Source organism: Sphingobium anseongense, assembly GCF_037725245.1.
In the GTDB taxonomy this organism is placed as follows: domain Bacteria; phylum Pseudomonadota; class Alphaproteobacteria; order Sphingomonadales; family Sphingomonadaceae; genus Sphingobium.
Genome location: NZ_JBBJUL010000001.1, coordinates 76,246 through 96,335, shown reverse-complemented (window position 1 = coordinate 96,335; position 20,090 = coordinate 76,246). Strand labels below are relative to the sequence as shown.

Below are 20,090 nucleotides of genomic sequence, written 5' to 3'. Positions count from 1 at the left end.
CCGCCGGGGCAGGGGCAGGCTGCCAATGCGATAACGTCGGATGACAGGGCGCTGATCGACCGTTTCCTTGAAATGATGGCGGCCGAGCGCGGCGCATCGCCCAATACCCTGCTCGCCTACCGGACCGATCTGACCGGTGCGGCCGCGATCATGGGCACGCTGGCGCAGGCACCCAAAGCCGCGCTTGCCGATCTTCCCGCGGCATGGGCCTCGCTGGCTGCGTCGACGGTCGCCCGCAAAGCGTCGGCGCTGCGCGCATTTTATGCGTTTCTGGCCGAAGAAGGCTTGCGCGACGATGATCCTTCAGCGGCGCTTCCGCGTCCCGCTACCCGGCGCCCGCTGCCCAAGGTGATGAGCGCCGCCGATGTCGACCGCCTGTTCGCGGTGATCGCGGGGCGCCTTGCCGCCGATCCGCCTGCGCGGCTCGACCTGCGCCTGTCTGCGCTGGTGGAATTGCTATATGGTTCGGGCCTGCGCGCCACCGAACTGGTTTCGCTGCCGCGCCGGGCGCTGTCGGCCGATCGGCCGTTCCTGATCCTTCGGGGCAAGGGCGGTCGAGAACGGCTGGTGCCGATTTCCGACCGCGCCCGCGCCGCCGTCGCGGCCTGGCTGGCGCACGTACCGGCGGATTCGCCCTGGCTGTTCCCTTCGGGCAGGAGCCATCTGTCTCGTATCCGCCTCTACCAGATGATAAAATCGCTCGCGGCAGCGGCCGGCATTCCGCCCGACCGCATCAGCCCCCATGTCCTGCGCCACGCCTTTGCCACGCATCTGCTGGAAGGCGGTGCGGATTTGCGCGCGCTTCAGGCGATGCTGGGCCATGCCGATATCGGGACGACCCAGATCTACACCCATGTCGACAGCCGCCGGCTGGTGGAACTGGTCAACAGCCGCCACCCGCTTGCAACGATGACGCCTCGCCGTTGACGCCGCGCGCCGCGCCGCCTAACGCCATGCGCCATGGTCAGCTTTCTCGAATTCGAAAAACCCGTGGCGGAACTTGAAGCGCGCATCACCGAACTGCGCGCCACCGCTGACGTCGGCGACATCGACATCGGCGCCGAAATCGACAAGCTCGAACAACGTGCGGCCAAGCTGCTGGTCGACACGTACGACAAGCTCACGCCCTGGCAGAAGACCCAGGTCGCCCGCCACCCCGATCGTCCGCATTTCAAGGATTATGTTGCGGGCATGTTCGACAATTTCATGCCCCTCGCCGGCGATCGCGCCTTTGGCGATGATCAGGCGATCATCGGCGGCTTCGCTACGCTCGACGAACGCCGCGTCATGGTGATCGGCCATGAAAAGGGCGACGACACCGCCAGCCGCGTACGGCACAATTTCGGCATGGCCAAGCCGGAGGGTTATCGCAAGGCGATCCGCCTGATGGAACTGGCCGATCGCTTCGGCCTGCCGGTGGTGACGCTGGTTGACACGTCGGGCGCTTTCCCCGGCATCCAGGCCGAAGAGCGCGGCCAGGCCGAAGCCATCGCCCGCTCGACCGAAGCGTGTCTGGCCCTGGGCGTCCCGATGGTGGCAGCCGTGGTGGGCGAAGGCGGATCGGGCGGCGCGGTCGCGCTTGCCGCCGCAAACCGCGTGTTGATGTTCGAACATGCCGTCTATTCGGTGATCTCGCCCGAAGGTTGCGCCTCGATCCTGTGGCGCACCGCGGACAAGGCAAGCGACGCCGCCACCGCCATGCAGGTAACGGCCCAACACCTCAAGGCGCTGGGAGTCATCGACCGCATCGTGCCTGAACCGATGGGCGGCGCCCATAGACAGCCGGTCGAAGCCATTGCCAGCCTGGCCGATGCGATCAGCCAGGAACTCGATATCCTGGCCCGAATGGACCCCGCAGCGTTGCGCACCGATCGCGCCGACAAGTTCCTGGCGATAGGCGCCTGATGCTTTGACGCATCGCATGTCGGAACGGTAAGGTCTGTCCCTCGTTACGCTGTGACAACGGCAGCAGGAGGGGTCATTCATGAAGCGCCGCATCTATCTGACCGCAGCTGTGCTGGCCTTTGCCGGCACGCTGGCGATACCCGCGACCGGCCAGCAAAACACGATTCGCACGGTTTCTTCTATCAGCGCGCAGGATAAGGCCGCGGGCGCCAAGCAGCATCCCCAACTGCTGGTGGAATTTGGCGGAGCTTACACAGGACCGCAGGCGCGCTATGTCGAGAGCGTCGGCAGGCGCATTGCCGTCCAGTCGAACCTTTCCAATGCCCAGGGCGATTTCACCGTCACCCTGTTGAATTCGCCGGCCAACAACGCTTTCGCGATTCCCGGCGGCTATGTCTATGTCACCCGCCAGTTGCTGGCATTGATGAATGACGAGGCGGAGTTGGCGGCCGTACTTGGCCATGAAGTCGGCCATGTCGCCGCGCTTCATGGCCAGCGGCGTCAGCAGGCGGCGCAGCGCAATGCCATCGGCGGCACATTGCTTCAGGTGCTTACCGGCGCGCTGCTCGGCGATTCGGGCATTGCCGGCTTATTGCAAAAGGGCATCGGCACCGGCAGCCAATTGCTCACCCTCAAATTTTCCCGCACCCAGGAATATGAGGCCGACGATCTCGGCATCCGCTATCTCGGCACCGGGGGCTATGATCCGCGCGCGCTGTCCTCGATGCTGTCGTCGCTGGCGGCACAGAGTGCGCTCGACGCACGCACGAGCGGCAGTGCGCGATCGATGCCGCAATGGGCGAGCACGCATCCCGATCCCGCTGCGCGCGTTGCGCGCGCCGCCAAAAATGCGCAATCCATCGGATCGCGGTCCGTCGTGCGCAATCGCGACGCTTTCCTGAACGCGATCGACGGAATGATTTATGGCGACGATCCCAAGCAGGGCGTGATCGACGGCAATCGCTTCCGTCACCCGGACCTGCGACTGACCTTCGCCATTCCTTCGGGCTATGGCATGGAAAATGGTACGGATGCGGTGACGGTATCGGGAACGGGCGGCAAGGCACAGTTCAGCACCAGCAGCTATTCAGGCAATCTGGACGCCTATGTAAACGGCGTTTTCGCCGCGCTTGCCGGCCAGAATGCTACGATTCCGGCAGGCGAAACGCGCCGCACGACGATCAACGGCATTCCCGCAGCCTACCGTACGATCCGCGCCAACACACAGTCGCGGCAAATCGACGCCACCGTTTTCGCTTATGATTTTGGTGGCGGCAAAGCCTATCATTTCCTGTTGATGACGCCGGCGGGGCAGGGGCTAGGCGGCTTTGTGCCAATGGTGGAGTCGGTCCAGCGCCTGTCCGCGCAGGAAGCTGCGGCGATCAAGCCAAAGCGGATCAGCGTCGTTACCGTCCGTTCCGGCGATACCGTCCATACGCTGGCCAAGCGGATGGCCTTTGCCGACCAGCAACTCGATCGTTTCCTCACCCTCAATGCCCTGACCGCGCAAAGCGTGCTGCGCCCGGGCCAGCGGGTGAAGATTGTGGTATGACGCAAAAAGGGGCGGCGGAATTGCTTCCGCCGCCCCTTTATCGCTAACGCAGTCGTGGCTTATTTCAGGTTGCCGCCGACATTGTTGAAGGTGCTGCCCAGCTTCGTGCCCAGGCTGGTCATCGCGCCAATGGCGGCGACGGCGATCAGCGCGGCGATCAGGCCATATTCGATTGCGGTGGCGCCCTTTTCGTTCTTCTGCATCTTACGGATGAACTTCATATCATGTCTCCTTGCTGGAATTACCGTAACTACCCGGCCGCCCCGTCTTTGGATTAGGTCGACAGTCAGCGGTTTAGGGAAATGAGGTTGAAGAAAGTTTAATAGGAACAAAGATTGTCAAATCGGGATGGTTAATTTGCGAGAACTTCTGTCGAAACATTGTTCCACATGCCCGTGGTCTTGTTCGCGACATTGCTGAGAGCGGCGATCATGGCGAGCACGATCATCGCGATGATCAGGCCATATTCGATGGCAGTCGCACCCCGAACGCAGGCAAAAAGCCGGGATTTTCGTATTTTTATGATCACTTTGTGCATACGAATCCCGTTCGGTTGCAGAACGGCTGCAGTTGTAAATCAGACAGGGTTAATAAAGCTCTTCACCGGAGGCTCATGAGCGTAGATTTCCCGATATTCGTCGTTGCCGCCGCGTTAATCGACGCCGACGGCCGCGTGCTGCTGCAACAGCGCCCGCCGGGAAAATCGATGGCAGGGCTGTGGGAATTCCCTGGCGGCAAGGTAGAGTCCGGCGAAACGCCCGAAGCGGCGCTGATCCGCGAGTTGCAGGAGGAACTGGGGATCGAAACCCACGCCAGCTGTCTCGCACCGGCGACCTTCGCCAGCGAGCCGCTTGGGGCTCGGCATCTGCTGATGCTGCTTTATGTCTGTCGCAAATGGAAAGGGATCGCGCAGCCTCACCATGCGAGCGCGCTCAAATGGATGCACCCTGCGCAAATGTATGCGATGCCGATGCCGCCGGCGGACCTGCCGCTGATCGGCATGCTCGACGCCCTGCTATAGGCGGCGCCTGGCAAAGGCGGCGCCGCCCGCTCTCGCCTATTCCTCGCCGGTCGGTTTGCTCTGCAACTGAATGTAATTCTGGATACCCATGCGTTCGATCATCTCGAACTGGGTTTCCAGCGTGTCGATATGCTCTTCCTCGCTTTCCAGGATCATCTGGAACAGGTCTCGGGTCACATAGTCGCGCACGCTCTCGCAATAGGCGATGCCGTCCTTCAGCGCGGGCAGCGCTTCATATTCCAGCGCGAGATCTGCCTTGAGCACCTCCTCAACCGACTCGCCGATTTTCAGGCGCCCCAGCAGCTGGAAATTAGGGAGGCCATCGAGAAACAGAATGCGCTTGGCGACCTCGTCGGCATGTTTCATTTCGTCGATGGATTCGCCATATTCGAATTTGGCGAGCTTCTCGATGCCCCAATGATCCAGCATGCGATAATGCAGGAAATACTGGTTGATCGCCGTCAACTCGTTCTTGAGCACGTCGTTCAGATAGTCGATGACCTTGGGGTCGCCTTTCATGGCGCTTCGCTCCGATGATGGATTGGACAGCGGCATCATAAGCTGCAAGTGCCCGGATGTTAAGGCAAAAATGGCGGATTTCCGCCATTTTCAGCAACGCTAATGCGTGATGGTCGCGATTGGAAGCGCGGTTCCGCTGCGGCTGATTCGCAGTGTCAGGCGGATGCGCGCTCCGCGGCGATAATGGTTCGCGCGAACGGAACGCACTGTCCGCATTTGGGGCGACGGCCGAACCGGGCATAGGCGCTGCAAGGCGTGTCCGCACCGTCGCGGACAGCGTCCTTCAGGTCCTTTTCGCGGATGGCATTACAAACACACACGACCATTTGCTTCTCCTGGAGGGAGAGATAGCGTGACTGATAATGGGTCGCAATAGTAAAATCACTCGCTCTTGCGAATGGATTGCATTTTTCCGGCAGCCAGACTTCGCCAGAGCCACTCGGCGGGACCGGTGGCGAATCGCCGCGTCCACGATGCTGACCAGACCAGCATGATGGCCCAGCCCGTCAGAATGAAGGGCAGCAGGGAGAACGGTGGGAAAAGCCCGAACAGTCCCATGCCCCAACCATAGAAAATCGCGGTCATCAACAGGCTGCTGCCGAGATAATTGGTGAGCGCGAGCCGTCCCGCGGCGCTGATGCGTGCAAGGGCAGAATGCGCGGCATGCCGGCCCGCCAGCCACAGGATCAGCGCAGCCCAGCCGACGACCATCGGAATGCGGAAGGGGAAGGACCAGGCCAGCACCGCCCCCATCGTCCCCAGCGGCGGATAATCGCTGGCCATGACATACAGGCCGAGCGCGACAAGCGGCGGCGTTCCCACCATGAAACAATGGCGAGCGGTGCGGCGATATTGGTCCGCATCCCAGCGGCCCGTCAGGAATCCGCTTTTGAGCATCGCCATGCCCAGCAACATGAAACCCAGCGTATCGAAGCTGGTGAAGATAAGATTGCGAAGCCATTCCACAGGATATTGGCTGATATTGTAACCGACGATGGCGGCAAAGCCGTCCCGATAGCGTTCTTTTTCCGCCAGGATAGCGGGGCTTTGCGGATCGCTCATTCCGCCCATGAAGTCGCTGTAACCCTGCACGAGGGCTGGCGTGGCCCCTGGCGTGGCGGCGGCGCTATGCCACATCATCATCACCACGGCGGTGCTGCCGACAAGCAGAAAATGGACCAGGAAGGCCAGGAATGCCCATTTGACGAGCGCGATCGGTTGTCGGCCCGCAAGGGGCAGGGCGGCGAGGCCAACGACCGCATAGACCATCAGAATATCGCCCCACCACAACAGCAGATAATGGGCGAGGCCGAACAGGAACAGCCAGGCCGAGCGGATCATCTGGACGCGACGACCGTTTCGGCCCGCCATTTCAGCCTTGTCGATCACCAGCAGCATCGAAGCCCCGAAGAGCAGCGAGAACAGGCCCCGCATCTTGCCGTCGACCGCAACGAAGCCGACCAGCCAGGTCAACTTGTCGGCGATCGACAGCGATCCCATGGCGGCGGGGTTGAAATAGGCGGCGCTCGGCTGGGCAAAGGCCGTGATATTCATCCACAATATGCCCATGACGGCGCATCCGCGCAGCACGTCCATGGCGACGATGCGATTGGTGGCGACGGTCAAGGATCGTCCTTTTTGGAAAGGGCTGGCGATACGGGCGGGGCTCTGCCATGCGGACTAGCCATGAATGACATCCGCAAGCAACGGATAAGCCATGCGTTCGGCGCGGCGGCGTCTCGCTACGACGATCACGCCGGGCCTCAGCGGCAGGCGGCGGCGCTGGTTGCCGACCTGGCATATCGTCAAAAGCCGCAGGATGTCGCACGGCTGCTCGAGATTGGCTGCGGCACAGGTTTTCTGACCCGTGACATCCAGATGCGCTGGCCAGGTGCCGAGCTGGTCGCCACCGACATCGCCCCGGAAATGGTGGATCGCGCCGCATGGGGCGGGATGGTCGCCGGCAGGTTTCTGACGATGGACGGCGAAGCACCCGCATTCGACGGACCCTGGTTTGACCTCATCCTGTCCAGCCTCGCCTTTCAATGGTTCGATGATCTGGGCGAAGCGATCGCGCGGCTGTTTGGCCTGCTGCGGCCGGGCGGCAGCCTGATTTTTTCGACCATGGGCGCGGGCAGTTTTGCGCGCTGGCGAACGGCGCATGAAGTCTGCGGGTTCGAGCCGGGCGTGCCGATCTATCCGCGTCTGGATGATCTGCGTGACATATTGCGCGATTATGCTGATGCGTTCGCCTTCGATGAGGACTATTTGCTCGACTGTGGCGATGCGCGGGGCCTTGTCGCTCATCTTCGCGGAATCGGCGCGGTGGTTCCGGTCGAAGGCCGCAAGCCGCTCACCGGGGCGCAGCTTCGGCGGGTCATGGCGTGCTTCGACGTCGACGGCGCGGGCGACAATTATCAGATATTGTTCGGCCGGGTGACGCGGCCGGCGGCCTGATCGGCGATCCTGTGCGTCCGGCAATGTCCATTACCGAAATCTTCAGCATTTCCGGGCAGAAAAGCGGTCAGATCATCCGCTTGCCCTAGGACCTGCCCCTCATGCCCGTCGACACCAAGCAAAAGGTTTCCGTCATCGGCCTTGGCTATATCGGCCTGCCCACCGCTGCGCTCATCGCGCGGGGCGGGGCGCAGGTGGTCGGCGTTGACGTCAGCGCGCATGTGGTCGAAACGGTCAATTCGGGTCGCGTTCATATCGAGGAAGTCGATCTCGATGGCCTGGTTCAGGGCGTCGTCGCACGCGGCAACCTGCGCGCCAGCCTGACCGTCGAATCGAGCGATGTCTTCATCATCGCCGTGCCCACCCCCGTTTCGGAGGATCGCGCGCCCGATATATCCTTCATCCTCAAGGCGGCACGCACCGTAGCGCCCGTCCTGAAGAACGGCGACACCGTGATTCTCGAATCCACGTCCCCCGTCGGCACCACCGAAGCGATGCGCGACCTGTTCGGCCAGCTTCGCCCCGACCTCAAAATGCCGGGAAAGGGCAGTGCCGGCGACATCGCCATTGCCTATTGTCCCGAACGGGTGTTGCCCGGCCGCATTCTCGTCGAACTGATAGACAATGACCGCTGCATCGGCGGCATTACGCCGCGTTGCGCGCGCAAGGCGTTGGGCTTCTACCGCCAGTTCGTGCGGGGCCAGTGCATCACCACCACCGCGCGCGCGGCCGAAATGGTCAAGCTGGTCGAAAACAGCTTTCGCGACGTCAACATCGCCTTCGCCAACGAACTGTCGGTGATCGCGGACGGTATGGACATCGACGTGTGGGAAGTGATCCGCCTCGCCAACCGCCATCCGCGCGTGAACATTCTTCAGCCCGGTCCCGGCGTCGGCGGCCATTGCATTGCGGTCGACCCATGGTTCATCGTCCATGGCGACCCGAAAAATGCGCGCATCATCCGCACCGCGCGCGAAGTGAACGACGGCAAGACCGATCATGTCGTTGCCAGGGCATCGGACCTGGTCGATGCGTTCCCCGGCGAGGACATTGCCTGCCTGGGCCTCGCCTTCAAAGCCAATATCGATGATTTCCGCGAAAGCCCCGCGGTCAAGGTCGCTGCCAGGCTGGCGCGGCGCTATGGCCGCCGAGTCAAGCTGGTCGAACCCTATGCCCAGGCGCTGCCCATGGAGTTTGCCGGCACCGGCGCCGAGCTGATGGATCTCGATACGGCACTGGAACAATGTGGCGTTTTCGTCATTCTGGTTGATCATGACATGTTCAAATCCGTCCCCATCGACGAACGCGCCGGCAAGGCGGTATATGACACGCGCGGGATATGGCCCGACCAGCCAGTGCCGATCATCTCCCCCGCGCCCAGTCGCGCGGCGATGTGACAGCGCCGCGCGCTCGCCTCGTCCCCTACATGATTGCCATGCGCGCGCGGCCCCGCTAGGTCCCGCGCAACGCCCCATTCCGGGCGCTGGAGACAGCAGCGAATGACCGCCCGCACGGGGCAACTCGCCATCGCCGGGAGATACAAGCGCCTGCGCCGGGCGCTGCCGCTCGCGTCCGCGCTCGTCCTGGCGGCCTGCTCGACCGTGCCCGACGCGCCGAAGGGGGAGGCCGCCTACGCGCTGGTGCCGCCGCCGCCAGAGAGGGGCGCGGATCATCGGATCGGCGCGTACGATGTCCTGCGCATTACCGTCTATCGCGAGCCGGACCTGTCGCTGGAGGACGCCGCCGTCGACGCGGCGGGCCAGGTGCGCCTGCCGCTGGTGGGGGACATTCCCGTGGCGGGTCTATCCGCCCATGAAGCGGCCGACGTCATCGCCGGCCGGCTCGGCCAGCGCTATCTCGTCTCTCCGCAAGTCACTATCTTCGTCAAGAAGGCGGTGGCGCGCCGAGTCACTCTCGACGGTGAAGTCTCACGCCCCGGTCTCTATCCGGTCGAAGGACGCATCGGCCTGCTCGATGCGGTGGCGATGGCGGGCGGACCTACGCGCATCGCGCAGCTTGGCGGCATCGTCGTGGTGAGGATCGTGGAGGGCGAGCGCCGTGCCGCGATGTTCGATCTTGGCGCTATCCGAGCGGGCAGGGCCGACGATCCCGAAATATTGCCGGGCGATACCATCATCGTCGGTCTTTCCCGCGCCAAGGCCGTGCTGCGCGACTTGACGGGTGCAGCCCCCGCGCTGACCACTGCCTTCATCGCGCTGGACGTCGACAAGTGAGCATGTCGCCCCGACGCGCACCCGCGGCGACTTCGGCCGGTGATGGCCTAGCCGATGGCGGTCGTGCCGTTCGCTTCGTGGTGGCGGGCGGGGCGATATGGACGGTGGTTCGTCGTCAACGCCTCATCCTGTTCGTCTCGATGGCGCTGTGCATGCTGGCCGGCCTGCTGCTGATCCTGTCATCCACTCCCGATTATCGGGCGACCGCTTCGGTAGAGGTGGAGGATGTGCCGGCCGGCGCGGCGGGAACCGACGGCGGCGGGCGGCCCGGCGCTACCGCATCGGACACCGAATCGCTGATGCAGACCCAGATCCAAGTATTGCGCAGCCGTTCGCTTGCGCAGGATATCGCGCGCGACCTCAAGCTCGCTAGGAGCGACGCGTTCTTCCGCGCGATGGATCGCAGCCGCCCGACCCAGGGGGTGGGCGCGCTCAGCCGTCAGCAGGTGGAGCGCGAGCAGATCACCCAGATGCTGGCCAAGGGACTGAACGCCGAATTGCCTGGGCGCTCGCGCATCATCAATATTGCCTTTACGAGCGCGGACCCGGTTCTTTCGGCGCGCATAGCCAATAGCTTCGCCGATAATCTGATCCGTGCCGATCTGAAGCGCGGCTTTGATTCGGGGGTTCAGGCACGCCGCTTCCTGCTTGGCGAACTGGATGGCGCGCGTCGTGACCTCGAACGCGCCGAGCGCGAGCTTGCGGTCTATGCCGGACGGCTCGACGCCGTCTCGTTACCCAGGGGCGCCGCGCCGCCTGACCGCGATGTCCCCTCTGACAGCGCCACATTGGCGACCCGGCTGGCCCAGCTCAACGCCTTCCGCGCCCAGGCGCTGTCCGAGCGGATCGCCGCGCAGAAACGGTGGGAGAGCGCGCGCAATGCCAGCCCCACCACATTGCCGGACGTGCTTGCCAACGGTGCGATGCAGCAGTTGCTGCAACAGCGTGCGCAGGCGCAGGCCAATCTGGTCGAACAGCGCCAGTTCCGGCAGGACGCCCACCCGCAAGTGCGGGAGGCGCGAGCGCGACTGGCGGTGCTGGACGACCAGATGGACCGCCTGGGCCAAACCATCCGCACCTCGATGCGCGAGCAATATGCCGTCGCGATGCGCGGTGAACAACAGATCGACCGGGAGATCGCCGATATCGAGCGTGCTGCCGATCGCGGACGCGGGCGCGATGTGCAGATCGGGATCATGGAGCGCCAGGTCGACACTTTCCGTACGCTCCACGACAGCCTGCTCCAGCGCTATCGCGACATGGCATCGCAGGCAGGGTTTCAGGCAGGCCGCATCCAGCCGCTGGATCGCGCCGCCGTTCCCGCCCGGCCGACATCGCCCAATATCGGCATAACCTTGCTGGTCGCATCGCTGGGCGGTCTCGTTCTGGGCCTGCTGCTGGTCGCGGCGCGGCACATATTCGATGATGCGGTGACGTCCGCCGAAACGCTGGCCGAGCGTGTCGACCTGCCCCTGCTGGGGTCGGTGCCGGCGTCGGGCGACGGCGATGTGCCGGACGCGGCGATGGTCTTGCCCATCGCACAATCGCTGCTGCTGGCGTCGGTCGACGGTCTGCCACGATCCATCCTCGTTACCAGCGCGCAGGCGCATGAGGGCAAATCGACGATGGTCCATGCGCTGGCGCACGCGCTCGCTGACCTGGGCAAGCGCGTGCTCGTGATCGACGCCGACATGCGCCACCCTTCCCAGCATATATTGTTCCGCATCGGCGGCGCCGGCGTCAGTGCCGTGATGACCGGGCAGGCGACGAGCGAAGACGTCATCGTCGAAAGCGGGGTGCCCAACCTGTGGATCATGCCCTGTGGCGCGATCCCGCCCAACCCGGCCGAATTGCTCGCGACCCCCGCGCTCGACGGGCTGCTGACCCAGGTGCAGGGGCGGTTCGACACCGTGCTGGTCGATGCGCCCGCGATTCTGGGCCTGCCCGATGCGCCATTGATCGCCGCGCGGGCGCAGGCGACCTTGCTGATCATCGAATCGGGCCGCAACCATCATGGCGGATTGCGTGTCGCGGTCGACCGGCTGCGGCGTGCGGGCGGTGTCGCGATCGGCGCGGTGCTGACCAAACAGCAGGGCCGCGACATGGGTTACGACTATCACCGATCCGGCTGAAGCCTGGCCGTCGGGGGTAAACAGGTGAATCCCCTTGCCAGCGACGTGGGCCGGTGCCAATCGCCGGGCGACCGGGTGGCTGAAGGCAGCGCGGTGGCAGGAAGCATGGGCGCGTCGTGACAGTATCGAAGGAAATCGTGCGGCTACGGCTGTACCTGCTCTGTCTGCTGGGCGACATGGCCGGGCTGCTGCTGGCCTTCATGATCGCCAATTGGCTGGTGCTGGGCGCGGTGTGGGGGGAACCCGGAAAACCCCATGGCATCGTCATGTTCGCGATGATCGCGCCGCTCTACGCACTGCTGGCGGTGCAGGGCGGCGCTTATGGCATCCGCATGATCGACAATGTTCGGCGGGGCATTGTCGGGGCGCTCTGGGCGCTGGTTCAGGCCGCCCTGCTGATGTTGCTGATCGTCTATCTGGGCAAGATCGCCGAGCGTCTGTCGCGCCTTACCTTCGTCGCCGGCCTGCTGCTGTCGGCGGGTGGCGTGACGCTGGTGCGCTTCGCGATTGCGCGGCTTGCCGAACGGCTGTTGGGAGAAGTGCCGCATCTGACCGCCGTGATCCTTGACGGTGTCGACATCGACGTCGGTCCTCATGTCGAACTGATCCAGGCAGACGCCGCGGACCTGCGCCCCGAACGGCATGACGCCGACATGGCAGAACGATTGGCGGCTGCGGTGGGCATGGCGGAACGGGTGGTCGTCGCCTGCCCGCTGGAGCGCATGGACGACTGGTCGGTGGCGCTCAAATCCCTGTCGGCACGGGGCGAGATCGTCGTGCCCGAACTGCTGCGTTTCGCCCCCGCGCGGGTGGACGAATATCGGCGTCAGCCGACCATCGTCGTGGCTGGCGGGCCGTTCCAGTTTCGCGACCGCATCATCAAGCGGCTGTTCGACATTGTCGTCGCAGGGTTGGCGACGCTGGTGCTTTCGCCCCTCCTGCTCGGCGCTATGCTGGCGGTGAAGCTGACCAGCCCCGGCCCGGTCCTGTTCCGCCAGCCGCGCATCGGCCGCGATGCCCGGCCATTCCAGATCTACAAATTCCGTTCGATGCGAACGGACAGGACGGATCATCGCGCCGATACGCTCACGCGCCGCGACGATGATCGGGTGACGCGCGTAGGCCGTTTTCTCCGGCGCACCAGCATTGATGAATTGCCGCAGCTTTTCAATGTTTTGCGCGGCGACATGAGTATCGTTGGTCCACGTCCCCATGCAGCGGCGGCAAAGGCCGGCGATACGCTTTATTGGGAAGTGGACGACCGCTACTGGGAGCGGCATTGCATCAAGCCGGGCATGACCGGCCTTGCTCAGGTGCGCGGCCATCGGGGTGCGACCGACCATCATCAGGATCTGATCGACCGGCTCCAGTCGGACCTTGAATATGTCACTGCCTGGTCGATCCTGCGCGACATTCGCATCATCGTGGCGACGCTCGGCGTGCTCGTCCATCACAAGGCCTATTGATGACCCTGTGCATTGTCCTCGGCATGTTGCTGGCATTCAGCCTGATCGGCCTGCTCTGGCCATTCATCTTCTATCCGCTGGTCCTGCGGTTGCTGCCGGCCGTGGCGGACAGGCCACAGCCCGGCCCGGCGCCTTCGGCGTCGCTGCTGTTCTGCGCCTATAATGAAGCTGCGGCCATGCCGGAAAAGCTGGCCAATCTCGCGGCGCTCAAGACGCGGCATCCCGCCCTTGAGATCCTCGCCTTCGATGATGGATCGTCGGACGACACCGCGGTGCAGATCGCCGCTGCGGGGGATTTCGTCACCCTGGTCCGTGGACCGGGGCGCAGCGGCAAGGCGCATGGCATGAAGCAGCTCGCCGCGCGCGCCACGGGCGACATATTGATCTTCACCGACGCCAATGTGATGCTCGATCTCGATGCGATCGACCGGTTGCTGGCGCGCTACGCCGACCCGGCGGTCGGCGGCGTGCTGGGGTCGCTGCATTATGTGGGCGAGGGGGAAAGCGCGACCGCTTCGGTCGGATCGCTCTATTGGCGGATCGAAGAAGCGCTCAAGGACGCCGAATCGCGCACCGGCAATGTGCTGGGCGCGGACGGTTCGATCTTTTCGGTCCGTCGCGCGCTCTATCCCGACTTTCCCGATACGGTGCTTGACGATCTGACGGTGTCGATGGCGGTCATTTTCGCCGGACGGCGGCTGGTCAAGGCGCGCGACGTAATCGCGCGCGAGCGGCTGGTGGCGGCGCGTGGCGACGAATATCGGCGCAAGGTCAGGATCGCGGCGCGGGCATGGCATACCCATGGGCATTTGCGGCCGCAGCTGCGGCGCATGGCGGCGGTCGATCGCTTCAAATATGCCTCGCGCAAGATGTTGCGCTGGTTTGGCGGGCTGTTCCTGATTACCGGCGCGCTGGCCGCAGGCGCGCTGGCGTGGCTCGTGTCGCCCTGGCTGTTGCTGGGACTGGCGCTTGCCGCAGCGCTGCTGCTGGCGCTCGGTTTGTCGATGCGGCGCGGTCCTCTCGCGTCAGTAGTCGACATACTGATCGCTTACGCTGCGACCTTGCAGGGCGTGGTGCGCGCGATGGGCGGCGGCACCTTCGTCACATGGGCCCCGGCCAAATCGCGCTGATCCCTCTCGCAAAGCGGCGCGCTTATAGTATAGGCGGGCGCTTTCATCCCCTGTGGAGAGCGGCGTGATCACCTTCCAGCGGGCGGCCAAGGCTGTCGGCAAGCATCTTTCCCGGATGATTTTGCGCGCGCGAACGATGCTGGGCGCGCCGCGCGTGCGCGCCTGCGCCGCGTGCGGGCGCGATGTCGTCGGCTTTTTTCGCTATGGCGACAATGGCGACTGGGGCTGCCCTGCCTGCGGCGCGTCGCCGCGTGAAAGGCTGATGCACTATCTGCTCGATGCCGGCACGATCATCGTGCCCCAGGGCGGCGCGGTGTTGCATCTGGCGCCCAATGAAGCGAGCCTCGTCACGCGGTTTTCGGCTGCTGCCGGCGACTATGTGCCCGCCGATCTCGATCCGGCGCGCTATCGCGTGCCCGGCATGGTCCGGGTCGACTTGATGACGCTGGCCGACGAAGCCCGTTTCGACATCGTCTATGCCAGCCATGTGATGGAGCATGTTCCAGACGACATGGCGGTGCTGCGCAACATTTACCGGGCGCTTCGGCCCGGTGGCGAAGCGTGGCTGATCGTGCCGCTCTGGGCCGCGCCGACGCAGGATGGCAGCTTTGCCATGCCCGCGCGCGAACGCGAACGTCGCTTTGGCCAATGGGACCATGTCCGCCAATATGGTCCCGACTTCGCTGACCGCATCCGCGCGGCCGGTTTCGATCTGGATGAGCTGGACGCAGGCGCGGTCGAGCCGGTACTGCGCCATCGCTTCGCCCTCGACGAACGGCTGTTCCGCGCGCGCAGGCGGGCGTGAGCCTGCTCATCCGCGCGGAGGGCTCGGCCCGCCTGCTGGCAGCGGTCAAGCTCGCCAATGTCGCGCTGGTGCTGATCTGGGGCTTTGCCGTCACCTATGTTTTCGTGCGGGTGCTGCCGCTGGATGAGTTTCGCGCCTTCCTGCTGCTCGTTGCCTTCGGCAATTTCACTGTTTCGGCCGAATTCGGCGTCACCACTATCGTCTACGCTCGGTTGCGACGGCACTGGCTGGGCGGAGAGGGCGACGATTACCGTCCCGAGGAACTGGGCTTCATCCTGGCCCTTCTGCTGGCGCTGATCGGGGTTGCGGCGCTGCTGCTGGTGGCGGCGCTGGCCCTTGGCTGGCTGCCGACCATGATGCCAATGCTGTTCCTGCTCTTCTTCCTGTCGGCCTGTTTCAATCTGCCCGCGCTTCTGATCAAGAGGATGCTGGCGGCAAGCGACGCGAATTTTCGATGGGAACTGATCGACTGCGCGCGCCGCATCGCGACGATCCTGCTGCTGGTCGGCGTGCTGCGCGGGCTGGATGTCACCCTGTCTGTCGCCTTGCAACTTAGCGTGACTTTGATCGCGCTCGCTTTCGCGCTTCGCCTGGCCCATCGGCGGCTGAACATGAAGGCCGGGCACTGGCTCGGACTGCGCGTTGGCGGCGGCCATGTACGCGCGCGCTATGTGCGCGACTTGAGCGCGTCGGTCGCCTTCACCCTGTCGGAGGTCGCCGCCTATAATGCGCCCTATTTCCTGATCGCATTGGCGACCCGCGAAGCCCGGCCGCTGCTGTTGTTCGATTTCCTGTTCAAGATGAGCCGCGCCCTGTCGATGACTGTGCGCGCGCTGGTGGAAGCCGCGCTTCCCCGCGCGACCCGCGCCTTCCATGCGGGCGACGCTGTCCGGTTCCGCCAGATCGTGGGCCGGGCGCTGGCCGGTGCAGCGATGATGGCGTTCGCCGCGGCGGTGGGGCTGGCTTTCATCGGGCGCTGGCTGTTTGCGCAATTGTTCGACGGCAAGGCGGCGATAGGCGCTGGCGAAATCGCGCTTGTCGCGCTTGGCCTGGGCGCGCTCGCGATCATGTGCGTCTCGGTCTACATCCAGTCGGCGCTGGGTCGCTTCCGTCATCTGCTCTGGCGGTCGCTACCCTTTCTGGCCGGATCGCTTGCCAGCGTGCCGTTGGCGGCGCTGTGGGTTTCGCGGTTCGATCATATGTTTCTGGCGCTCTATACGCTTACGCTATTGGGGGCGGGCGCGATCCATGCCCATTCGCTGCGGGCGCTGACGCGGACCATCGGCCGATGAAAATATTGATGCTCGATCCGTCGCTCTTCACCGGCCGCTATGACGATTCGCTGTGTGCGGCGCTGGCGGACGTCGGCATGGACGTGACGCTGCTTGCGCGACCGATGCGCGACACCGATGCGATTGCGCCGGAGCGCTACCGCTACGATCCGCGATTTTTCCGCTGGTCGGAGCGGGCGGCGCGCGCTCTGGGCAAGGGTCTTCCGTTTCGCTTGGCGAAGGCGGCCGAATATGCAGCTTTCAGCGCCTTCGGTTCGCTCGCGTCGCTGGCGCGCGCCGACATCGTCCATGTTCAGTGGTTGCCGCTGGCCCCCGTCGACCGCCTATGGCTCGCACGCCTCGGGGGGCGCGTGCCGCTCGTCCACACCGTCCATAACGCCGAAGCCTATCATGACGACGCCGGGCTCCAGGGGCGTGGCTATCGCGCTCTGCTCGACCGGTTCGATGCGCTGATCGTCCACGGCGATTCCACCCGCTCGACGCTCCTGGCTCAAGGCGTGGATGCGAGCCGTCTGCACATCGTCCCGCCGCCGCCGATGCAGATGGCGTCGGCTACGGCTGATGACCTGCGCGCCATTGCTGACCCGATCGCTCCTCGCCTCCTGCTCTTTGGCACCATGCGGACCTATAAGGGGCTGGATCTGCTGATTGCGGCCGCGCTTGACCTGTGGCGTGGTGGGCATCGGTTCGAACTGATGCTGGCCGGCAAGCCGTTCATGGACATCGACCCCCTGATCGACAGCGTTCGTGCGGCGGGCTTTGGCGACTGGCTCAAGACCGAGTTCGATTTCCTGCGTGAGCAGCGGCTGGACGCGCATATCCGCAAGGCCGACATCCTTGTATTTCCCTATCGCCAGATCGATTCGAGCGGCGCTTTCCTGTCGGCGCTGCATTATGGCAAAGCCATGGTGACATCCGACGCCGGCACGTTCGCAAGCATGCCGGATGGCGTGGCGTCGCGGGTTGCCGCCGGAAATGTCGGGGCGCTGGGCCAAGCCCTCTTGCCGCTGATCGAAAGCGCCGCCATCAGGCAGGCGGCCGGTGCGCGCGCGATGGCCTATGGCGTCGCACAGGGCGGGTGGAAGGATACGGCATTGCAAACGATAAACGTGTACAGGGCCGTGGCGCGTCCATGAGCATGGGGCGATATCGGAACGAGCTGCGCCAGCGCTGGTTGGCGTTGCGGCTGGCCTTGCGCGGAGCCATCCACCAATATCCCGAAATCATGGCGCTGCGTCGCTTTCTGGCCGCGTTCGAGGTCGACTGCCTGTTCGATGTCGGCGCGAACAAGGGCCAATATGCCATGACCTTGCGACGCGAGGTGGGCTTCACCGGCACGATCCTATCGTTCGAGCCCAACCCCGATATTTTTTTGGTTCTCAGCCGCAGGGCGGCATCGGATGCCAGCTGGCATGTGTTCAACATGGCGCTGAGCGACTTCGACGGCACCGCCAAATTCAACATCATGGCGGCCGATCAGTTCAGTTCGCTGGAAATGCCCGCCGATGGACAGGACGCGATATTTACGACCCGCAACATCGTCACGAATGTGGTGGAGACAGACTGTCGCCGGCTGGCGAGCTTGCTGCCCGAACTTCAGGCTGCCCATGGATTTTCCCGGCCGTTTCTGAAGATGGATACCCAGGGCCATGACCTTGCGGTGTGCGAAGGGGCAGGGGATGCCCTGGTCCAGATGACGGGTATTCAGACCGAACTGGCCGTGCGGCCGATCTATGACGGCGCCACAGACTATCGCGCGATGACGGATTGGCTGGACCAGCGCGGGTTCGCGCCGTCTGCCTTCTTCGCCAATAACAAAGGTCATTTTCCGCTGCTGGTCGAGATGGACGGCATCTTCGCCAATCGGGCGCTGCTCGCGCGAGCCGCGTGATGGCGGCGCAGGGGATCGATCCGCGCCGCCTTCTGCTCGCGAGCGCGGTCGGTTTGACGCTGTGGGTCGGCGCGACCTTCCTGTGGCATGTGACCTGGGGCACGGGGATGACGCTGGCCGTCATGCTGTTGCTGGATCAGGATTTTCCGGCATTGCTTATCGGGATTTTGGCGCTCGTCCTGCTGACGCCCCTTGGCGTGGGGGGAAGCTGGAAGCTGCCGCCGCCAACGGCCCGCACGGTGTTGCCGCTCGTGGTCCTGTTTGCGCTCGCCGCCTGGGCGGGACATTATCTGCTGTTTCAGGATTATGCGCTGTCGCGTGACGAGGAAGTCGCCCGCTTTGCTGCCGCCTATCTCAAGGACGGCATGCTCGCCCGTCCGATTCCGCCGGAATGGCAGCTCTACCGCCGGGCGATAATGCCGGAATTTTTCGCGCCTTATGGCGTTGGCCATTATTGGGCGGCTGCCTATCTGCCGATCAACAGCGCCATACAGGCGGTTTTCTGGCGACTGGGCGATCCCAATCTGGCGCAACCTGCGCTGCTGATGGGCGGGCTGATCGCCCTATGGCGGATTGCCCTGCGACTTTTCCCAGATCGGCCCGACGCGGTATGGGCGGCGCTGCTGCTGGGCTTCACATCGACCCAGTTGTGGGTCACGGCGATGACCCCTTATGCGATGACGGGCCATTTCGCGCTCAACCTGCTCTGGCTCGCGCTAGTGCTGCGCGGTGGCTGGGCGGGCCATGCCGGCGCGGGGATCGTCGCGATTTTCGCGGCGGGGCTGCATCAATGGCATTTTCCGCCGATCTTCATCGCGCCTTTCATTCTGTGGATGCTGCTGGCACGCCGATGGGGCGCGGCCGCTTTTCATATCGCGGTGCTGGTCGCGATCGTCGTTATCTGGGCCAAGCTGTGGCCTGCCCTCCTGCTCGACCAGCTGGGGCCTCCCGCCGACGTGCGGCCGAGCGCGGGCGTTGTCGACAAGGTCGGCAGCCTGTTCGGCCGCCTTGCCGACAAATGGCAGCCGTTGATCAGCCTCACTCGCTTTGCCGCATGGAACAACCTGCTGCTGGCTCCGCTGGCGCTGGTCGGCATGGCGACGATAGACTGGCGGCGGGCAATCCGGGGGCAGGATATCGCCCTGCCGCTGGCATTGGCGAGCATCGTGGGTTGCAGCCTGGCGCTGGCGCAGGGTTACGGTTGGGGCTTTCGCTATGCCCATGGGCTGATCGGCCCGCTCTGCCTGCTGGGGGGACTGGGATATCTGCGGTTGCGGACGGGGCATGGTATGCGCCTGCTGTGGCTGTCCTGTGGCGTGGCCCTGATGACGGCCGGCTTCCTGGTCTGGCGAACCCATGTTTTCGTCGCGCCCTATGCCGCCAGCCACCGCATGATCCGCGATTCAGGGGCGGACGTGGTGTTGATCGATCCACGCGGCGGCCTGTTCGTGACCGATCTGGTGCGTGGCGCGAACGGGGTGCCGGGCGATCCCATGGTCATGAACCTTGGCATGCTGCGTATGGAACAGGTCGAGCAGCTCTGCGCCGACTATTCGGTTGCCTTGTTCGACCGCACTGAATTCCGTCGCGTCGGCGTGCCGCTGGCGCGCTGGAACTATAGCCGCACCGATGCGCTTCGGCGGCGGATGGACCGGCTGGGGTGCGAACGGCGGGTGTTTTGACTAT

20 protein-coding genes are annotated in these 20,090 nt (G+C 64.4%); 15 read left to right on the top strand and 5 right to left on the bottom strand.

What is annotated here, in order from left to right; genetic code table 11:
* The first annotated feature begins 30 nt into the window (after positions 1 to 30).
* The 3 genes from WG908_RS00475 (at position 31) to WG908_RS00465 (ending at position 3,457) form a co-directional block, all read left to right on the top strand.
* Positions 31 to 927, top strand: coding sequence for a tyrosine recombinase (locus WG908_RS00475; RefSeq protein ID WP_340184959.1), 897 nt, complete (start codon positions 31 to 33; stop codon positions 925 to 927).
* 33 nt (positions 928 to 960) lie between these two features.
* The gene (locus WG908_RS00470) at positions 961 to 1,905 is read left to right on the top strand and encodes an acetyl-CoA carboxylase carboxyltransferase subunit alpha (protein WP_340184588.1); all 945 of its coding nucleotides are present in this window, start codon (positions 961 to 963) and stop codon (positions 1,903 to 1,905) included.
* A gap of 79 nt (positions 1,906 to 1,984) precedes the next feature.
* Positions 1,985 to 3,457 (top strand): M48 family metalloprotease, encoded by a 1,473-nt coding sequence (locus WG908_RS00465; protein ID WP_340184587.1) that lies wholly within the window; start codon positions 1,985 to 1,987, stop codon positions 3,455 to 3,457.
* Positions 3,458 to 3,516: 59 nt separating this feature from the next.
* On the opposite strand, the gene WG908_RS00460 is transcribed toward WG908_RS00465, so the two are convergent.
* A complete protein-coding gene (locus WG908_RS00460; protein ID WP_340184586.1) occupies positions 3,517 to 3,678 on the bottom strand; it encodes a Flp family type IVb pilin in 162 nt (53 codons plus the stop codon).
* A 131-nt stretch (positions 3,679 to 3,809) separates the two neighbouring features.
* On the bottom strand, positions 3,810 to 3,995 hold the full coding sequence (locus WG908_RS00455; RefSeq protein WP_340184585.1) for a Flp family type IVb pilin: 186 nt from the start codon (positions 3,993 to 3,995) through the stop codon (positions 3,810 to 3,812).
* 75 nt (positions 3,996 to 4,070) lie between these two features.
* On the opposite strand from WG908_RS00455, the gene WG908_RS00450 reads away from it, so the two are divergent.
* Positions 4,071 to 4,478 (top strand): (deoxy)nucleoside triphosphate pyrophosphohydrolase, encoded by a 408-nt coding sequence (locus WG908_RS00450; protein ID WP_340184584.1) that lies wholly within the window; start codon positions 4,071 to 4,073, stop codon positions 4,476 to 4,478.
* A gap of 36 nt (positions 4,479 to 4,514) precedes the next feature.
* On the opposite strand, the gene bfr is transcribed toward WG908_RS00450, so the two are convergent.
* From bfr to WG908_RS00435, 3 genes are all read right to left on the bottom strand, one after another.
* Complete coding sequence (gene bfr, locus WG908_RS00445) at positions 4,515 to 4,997, bottom strand: bacterioferritin (RefSeq protein ID WP_340184583.1); 483 nt, start codon at positions 4,995 to 4,997, stop codon at positions 4,515 to 4,517.
* A 155-nt stretch (positions 4,998 to 5,152) separates the two neighbouring features.
* Positions 5,153 to 5,323: a (2Fe-2S)-binding protein gene (locus WG908_RS00440; protein ID WP_340184582.1), complete on the bottom strand. Its 171-nt coding sequence runs from the start codon at positions 5,321 to 5,323 to the stop codon at positions 5,153 to 5,155.
* Positions 5,324 to 5,378: 55 nt separating this feature from the next.
* Positions 5,379 to 6,623, bottom strand: a complete 1,245-nt coding sequence (locus tag WG908_RS00435) for a DUF418 domain-containing protein (protein ID WP_340184581.1) — start codon at positions 6,621 to 6,623, stop codon at positions 5,379 to 5,381.
* A 60-nt stretch (positions 6,624 to 6,683) separates the two neighbouring features.
* Between WG908_RS00435 and WG908_RS00430 the strand changes: the two genes are divergently transcribed.
* From WG908_RS00430 to WG908_RS00380, 11 genes are all read left to right on the top strand, one after another.
* A complete protein-coding gene (locus tag WG908_RS00430) occupies positions 6,684 to 7,454 on the top strand; it encodes a methyltransferase domain-containing protein (RefSeq protein WP_340184580.1) in 771 nt (256 codons plus the stop codon).
* Positions 7,455 to 7,555: 101 nt separating this feature from the next.
* Entirely contained in the window at positions 7,556 to 8,851 is a 1,296-nt protein-coding gene (gene wecC, locus WG908_RS00425) for a UDP-N-acetyl-D-mannosamine dehydrogenase (RefSeq protein ID WP_340184579.1), read from the top strand.
* Positions 8,852 to 8,953: 102 nt separating this feature from the next.
* A complete protein-coding gene (locus WG908_RS00420; protein WP_340184578.1) occupies positions 8,954 to 9,688 on the top strand; it encodes a polysaccharide biosynthesis/export family protein in 735 nt (244 codons plus the stop codon).
* A gap of 2 nt (positions 9,689 to 9,690) precedes the next feature.
* Entirely contained in the window at positions 9,691 to 11,820 is a 2,130-nt protein-coding gene (locus tag WG908_RS00415) for a GumC family protein (RefSeq protein ID WP_340184958.1), read from the top strand.
* 116 nt (positions 11,821 to 11,936) lie between these two features.
* Positions 11,937 to 13,286 carry an exopolysaccharide biosynthesis polyprenyl glycosylphosphotransferase gene (locus WG908_RS00410; RefSeq protein WP_445326639.1) on the top strand — a complete coding sequence of 450 codons (1,350 nt, stop codon included), beginning with the start codon at positions 11,937 to 11,939 and terminating at the stop codon, positions 13,284 to 13,286.
* Positions 13,286 to 14,416 (top strand): glycosyltransferase family 2 protein, encoded by a 1,131-nt coding sequence (locus WG908_RS00405; RefSeq protein ID WP_340184577.1) that lies wholly within the window; start codon positions 13,286 to 13,288, stop codon positions 14,414 to 14,416. The genes WG908_RS00410 and WG908_RS00405 overlap by 1 nt, the downstream gene beginning before the upstream one ends.
* A 64-nt stretch (positions 14,417 to 14,480) precedes the next feature.
* Complete coding sequence (locus WG908_RS00400; protein WP_340184576.1) at positions 14,481 to 15,221, top strand: class I SAM-dependent methyltransferase; 741 nt, start codon at positions 14,481 to 14,483, stop codon at positions 15,219 to 15,221.
* On the top strand, positions 15,218 to 16,513 hold the full coding sequence (locus WG908_RS00395) for a polysaccharide biosynthesis protein (protein ID WP_340184575.1): 1,296 nt from the start codon (positions 15,218 to 15,220) through the stop codon (positions 16,511 to 16,513). Before WG908_RS00400 ends, WG908_RS00395 begins: the two co-directional genes overlap by 4 nt.
* The gene (locus WG908_RS00390) at positions 16,510 to 17,649 is read left to right on the top strand and encodes a glycosyltransferase family 4 protein (protein WP_340184574.1); all 1,140 of its coding nucleotides are present in this window, start codon (positions 16,510 to 16,512) and stop codon (positions 17,647 to 17,649) included. The genes WG908_RS00395 and WG908_RS00390 overlap by 4 nt, the downstream gene beginning before the upstream one ends.
* A gap of 2 nt (positions 17,650 to 17,651) precedes the next feature.
* A complete protein-coding gene (locus WG908_RS00385; RefSeq protein ID WP_340184956.1) occupies positions 17,652 to 18,404 on the top strand; it encodes an FkbM family methyltransferase in 753 nt (250 codons plus the stop codon).
* A complete protein-coding gene (locus tag WG908_RS00380; RefSeq protein ID WP_340184573.1) occupies positions 18,404 to 20,086 on the top strand; it encodes an MFS transporter in 1,683 nt (560 codons plus the stop codon). The genes WG908_RS00385 and WG908_RS00380 overlap by 1 nt, the downstream gene beginning before the upstream one ends.
* The last annotated feature ends 4 nt before the right edge of the window (positions 20,087 to 20,090 follow it).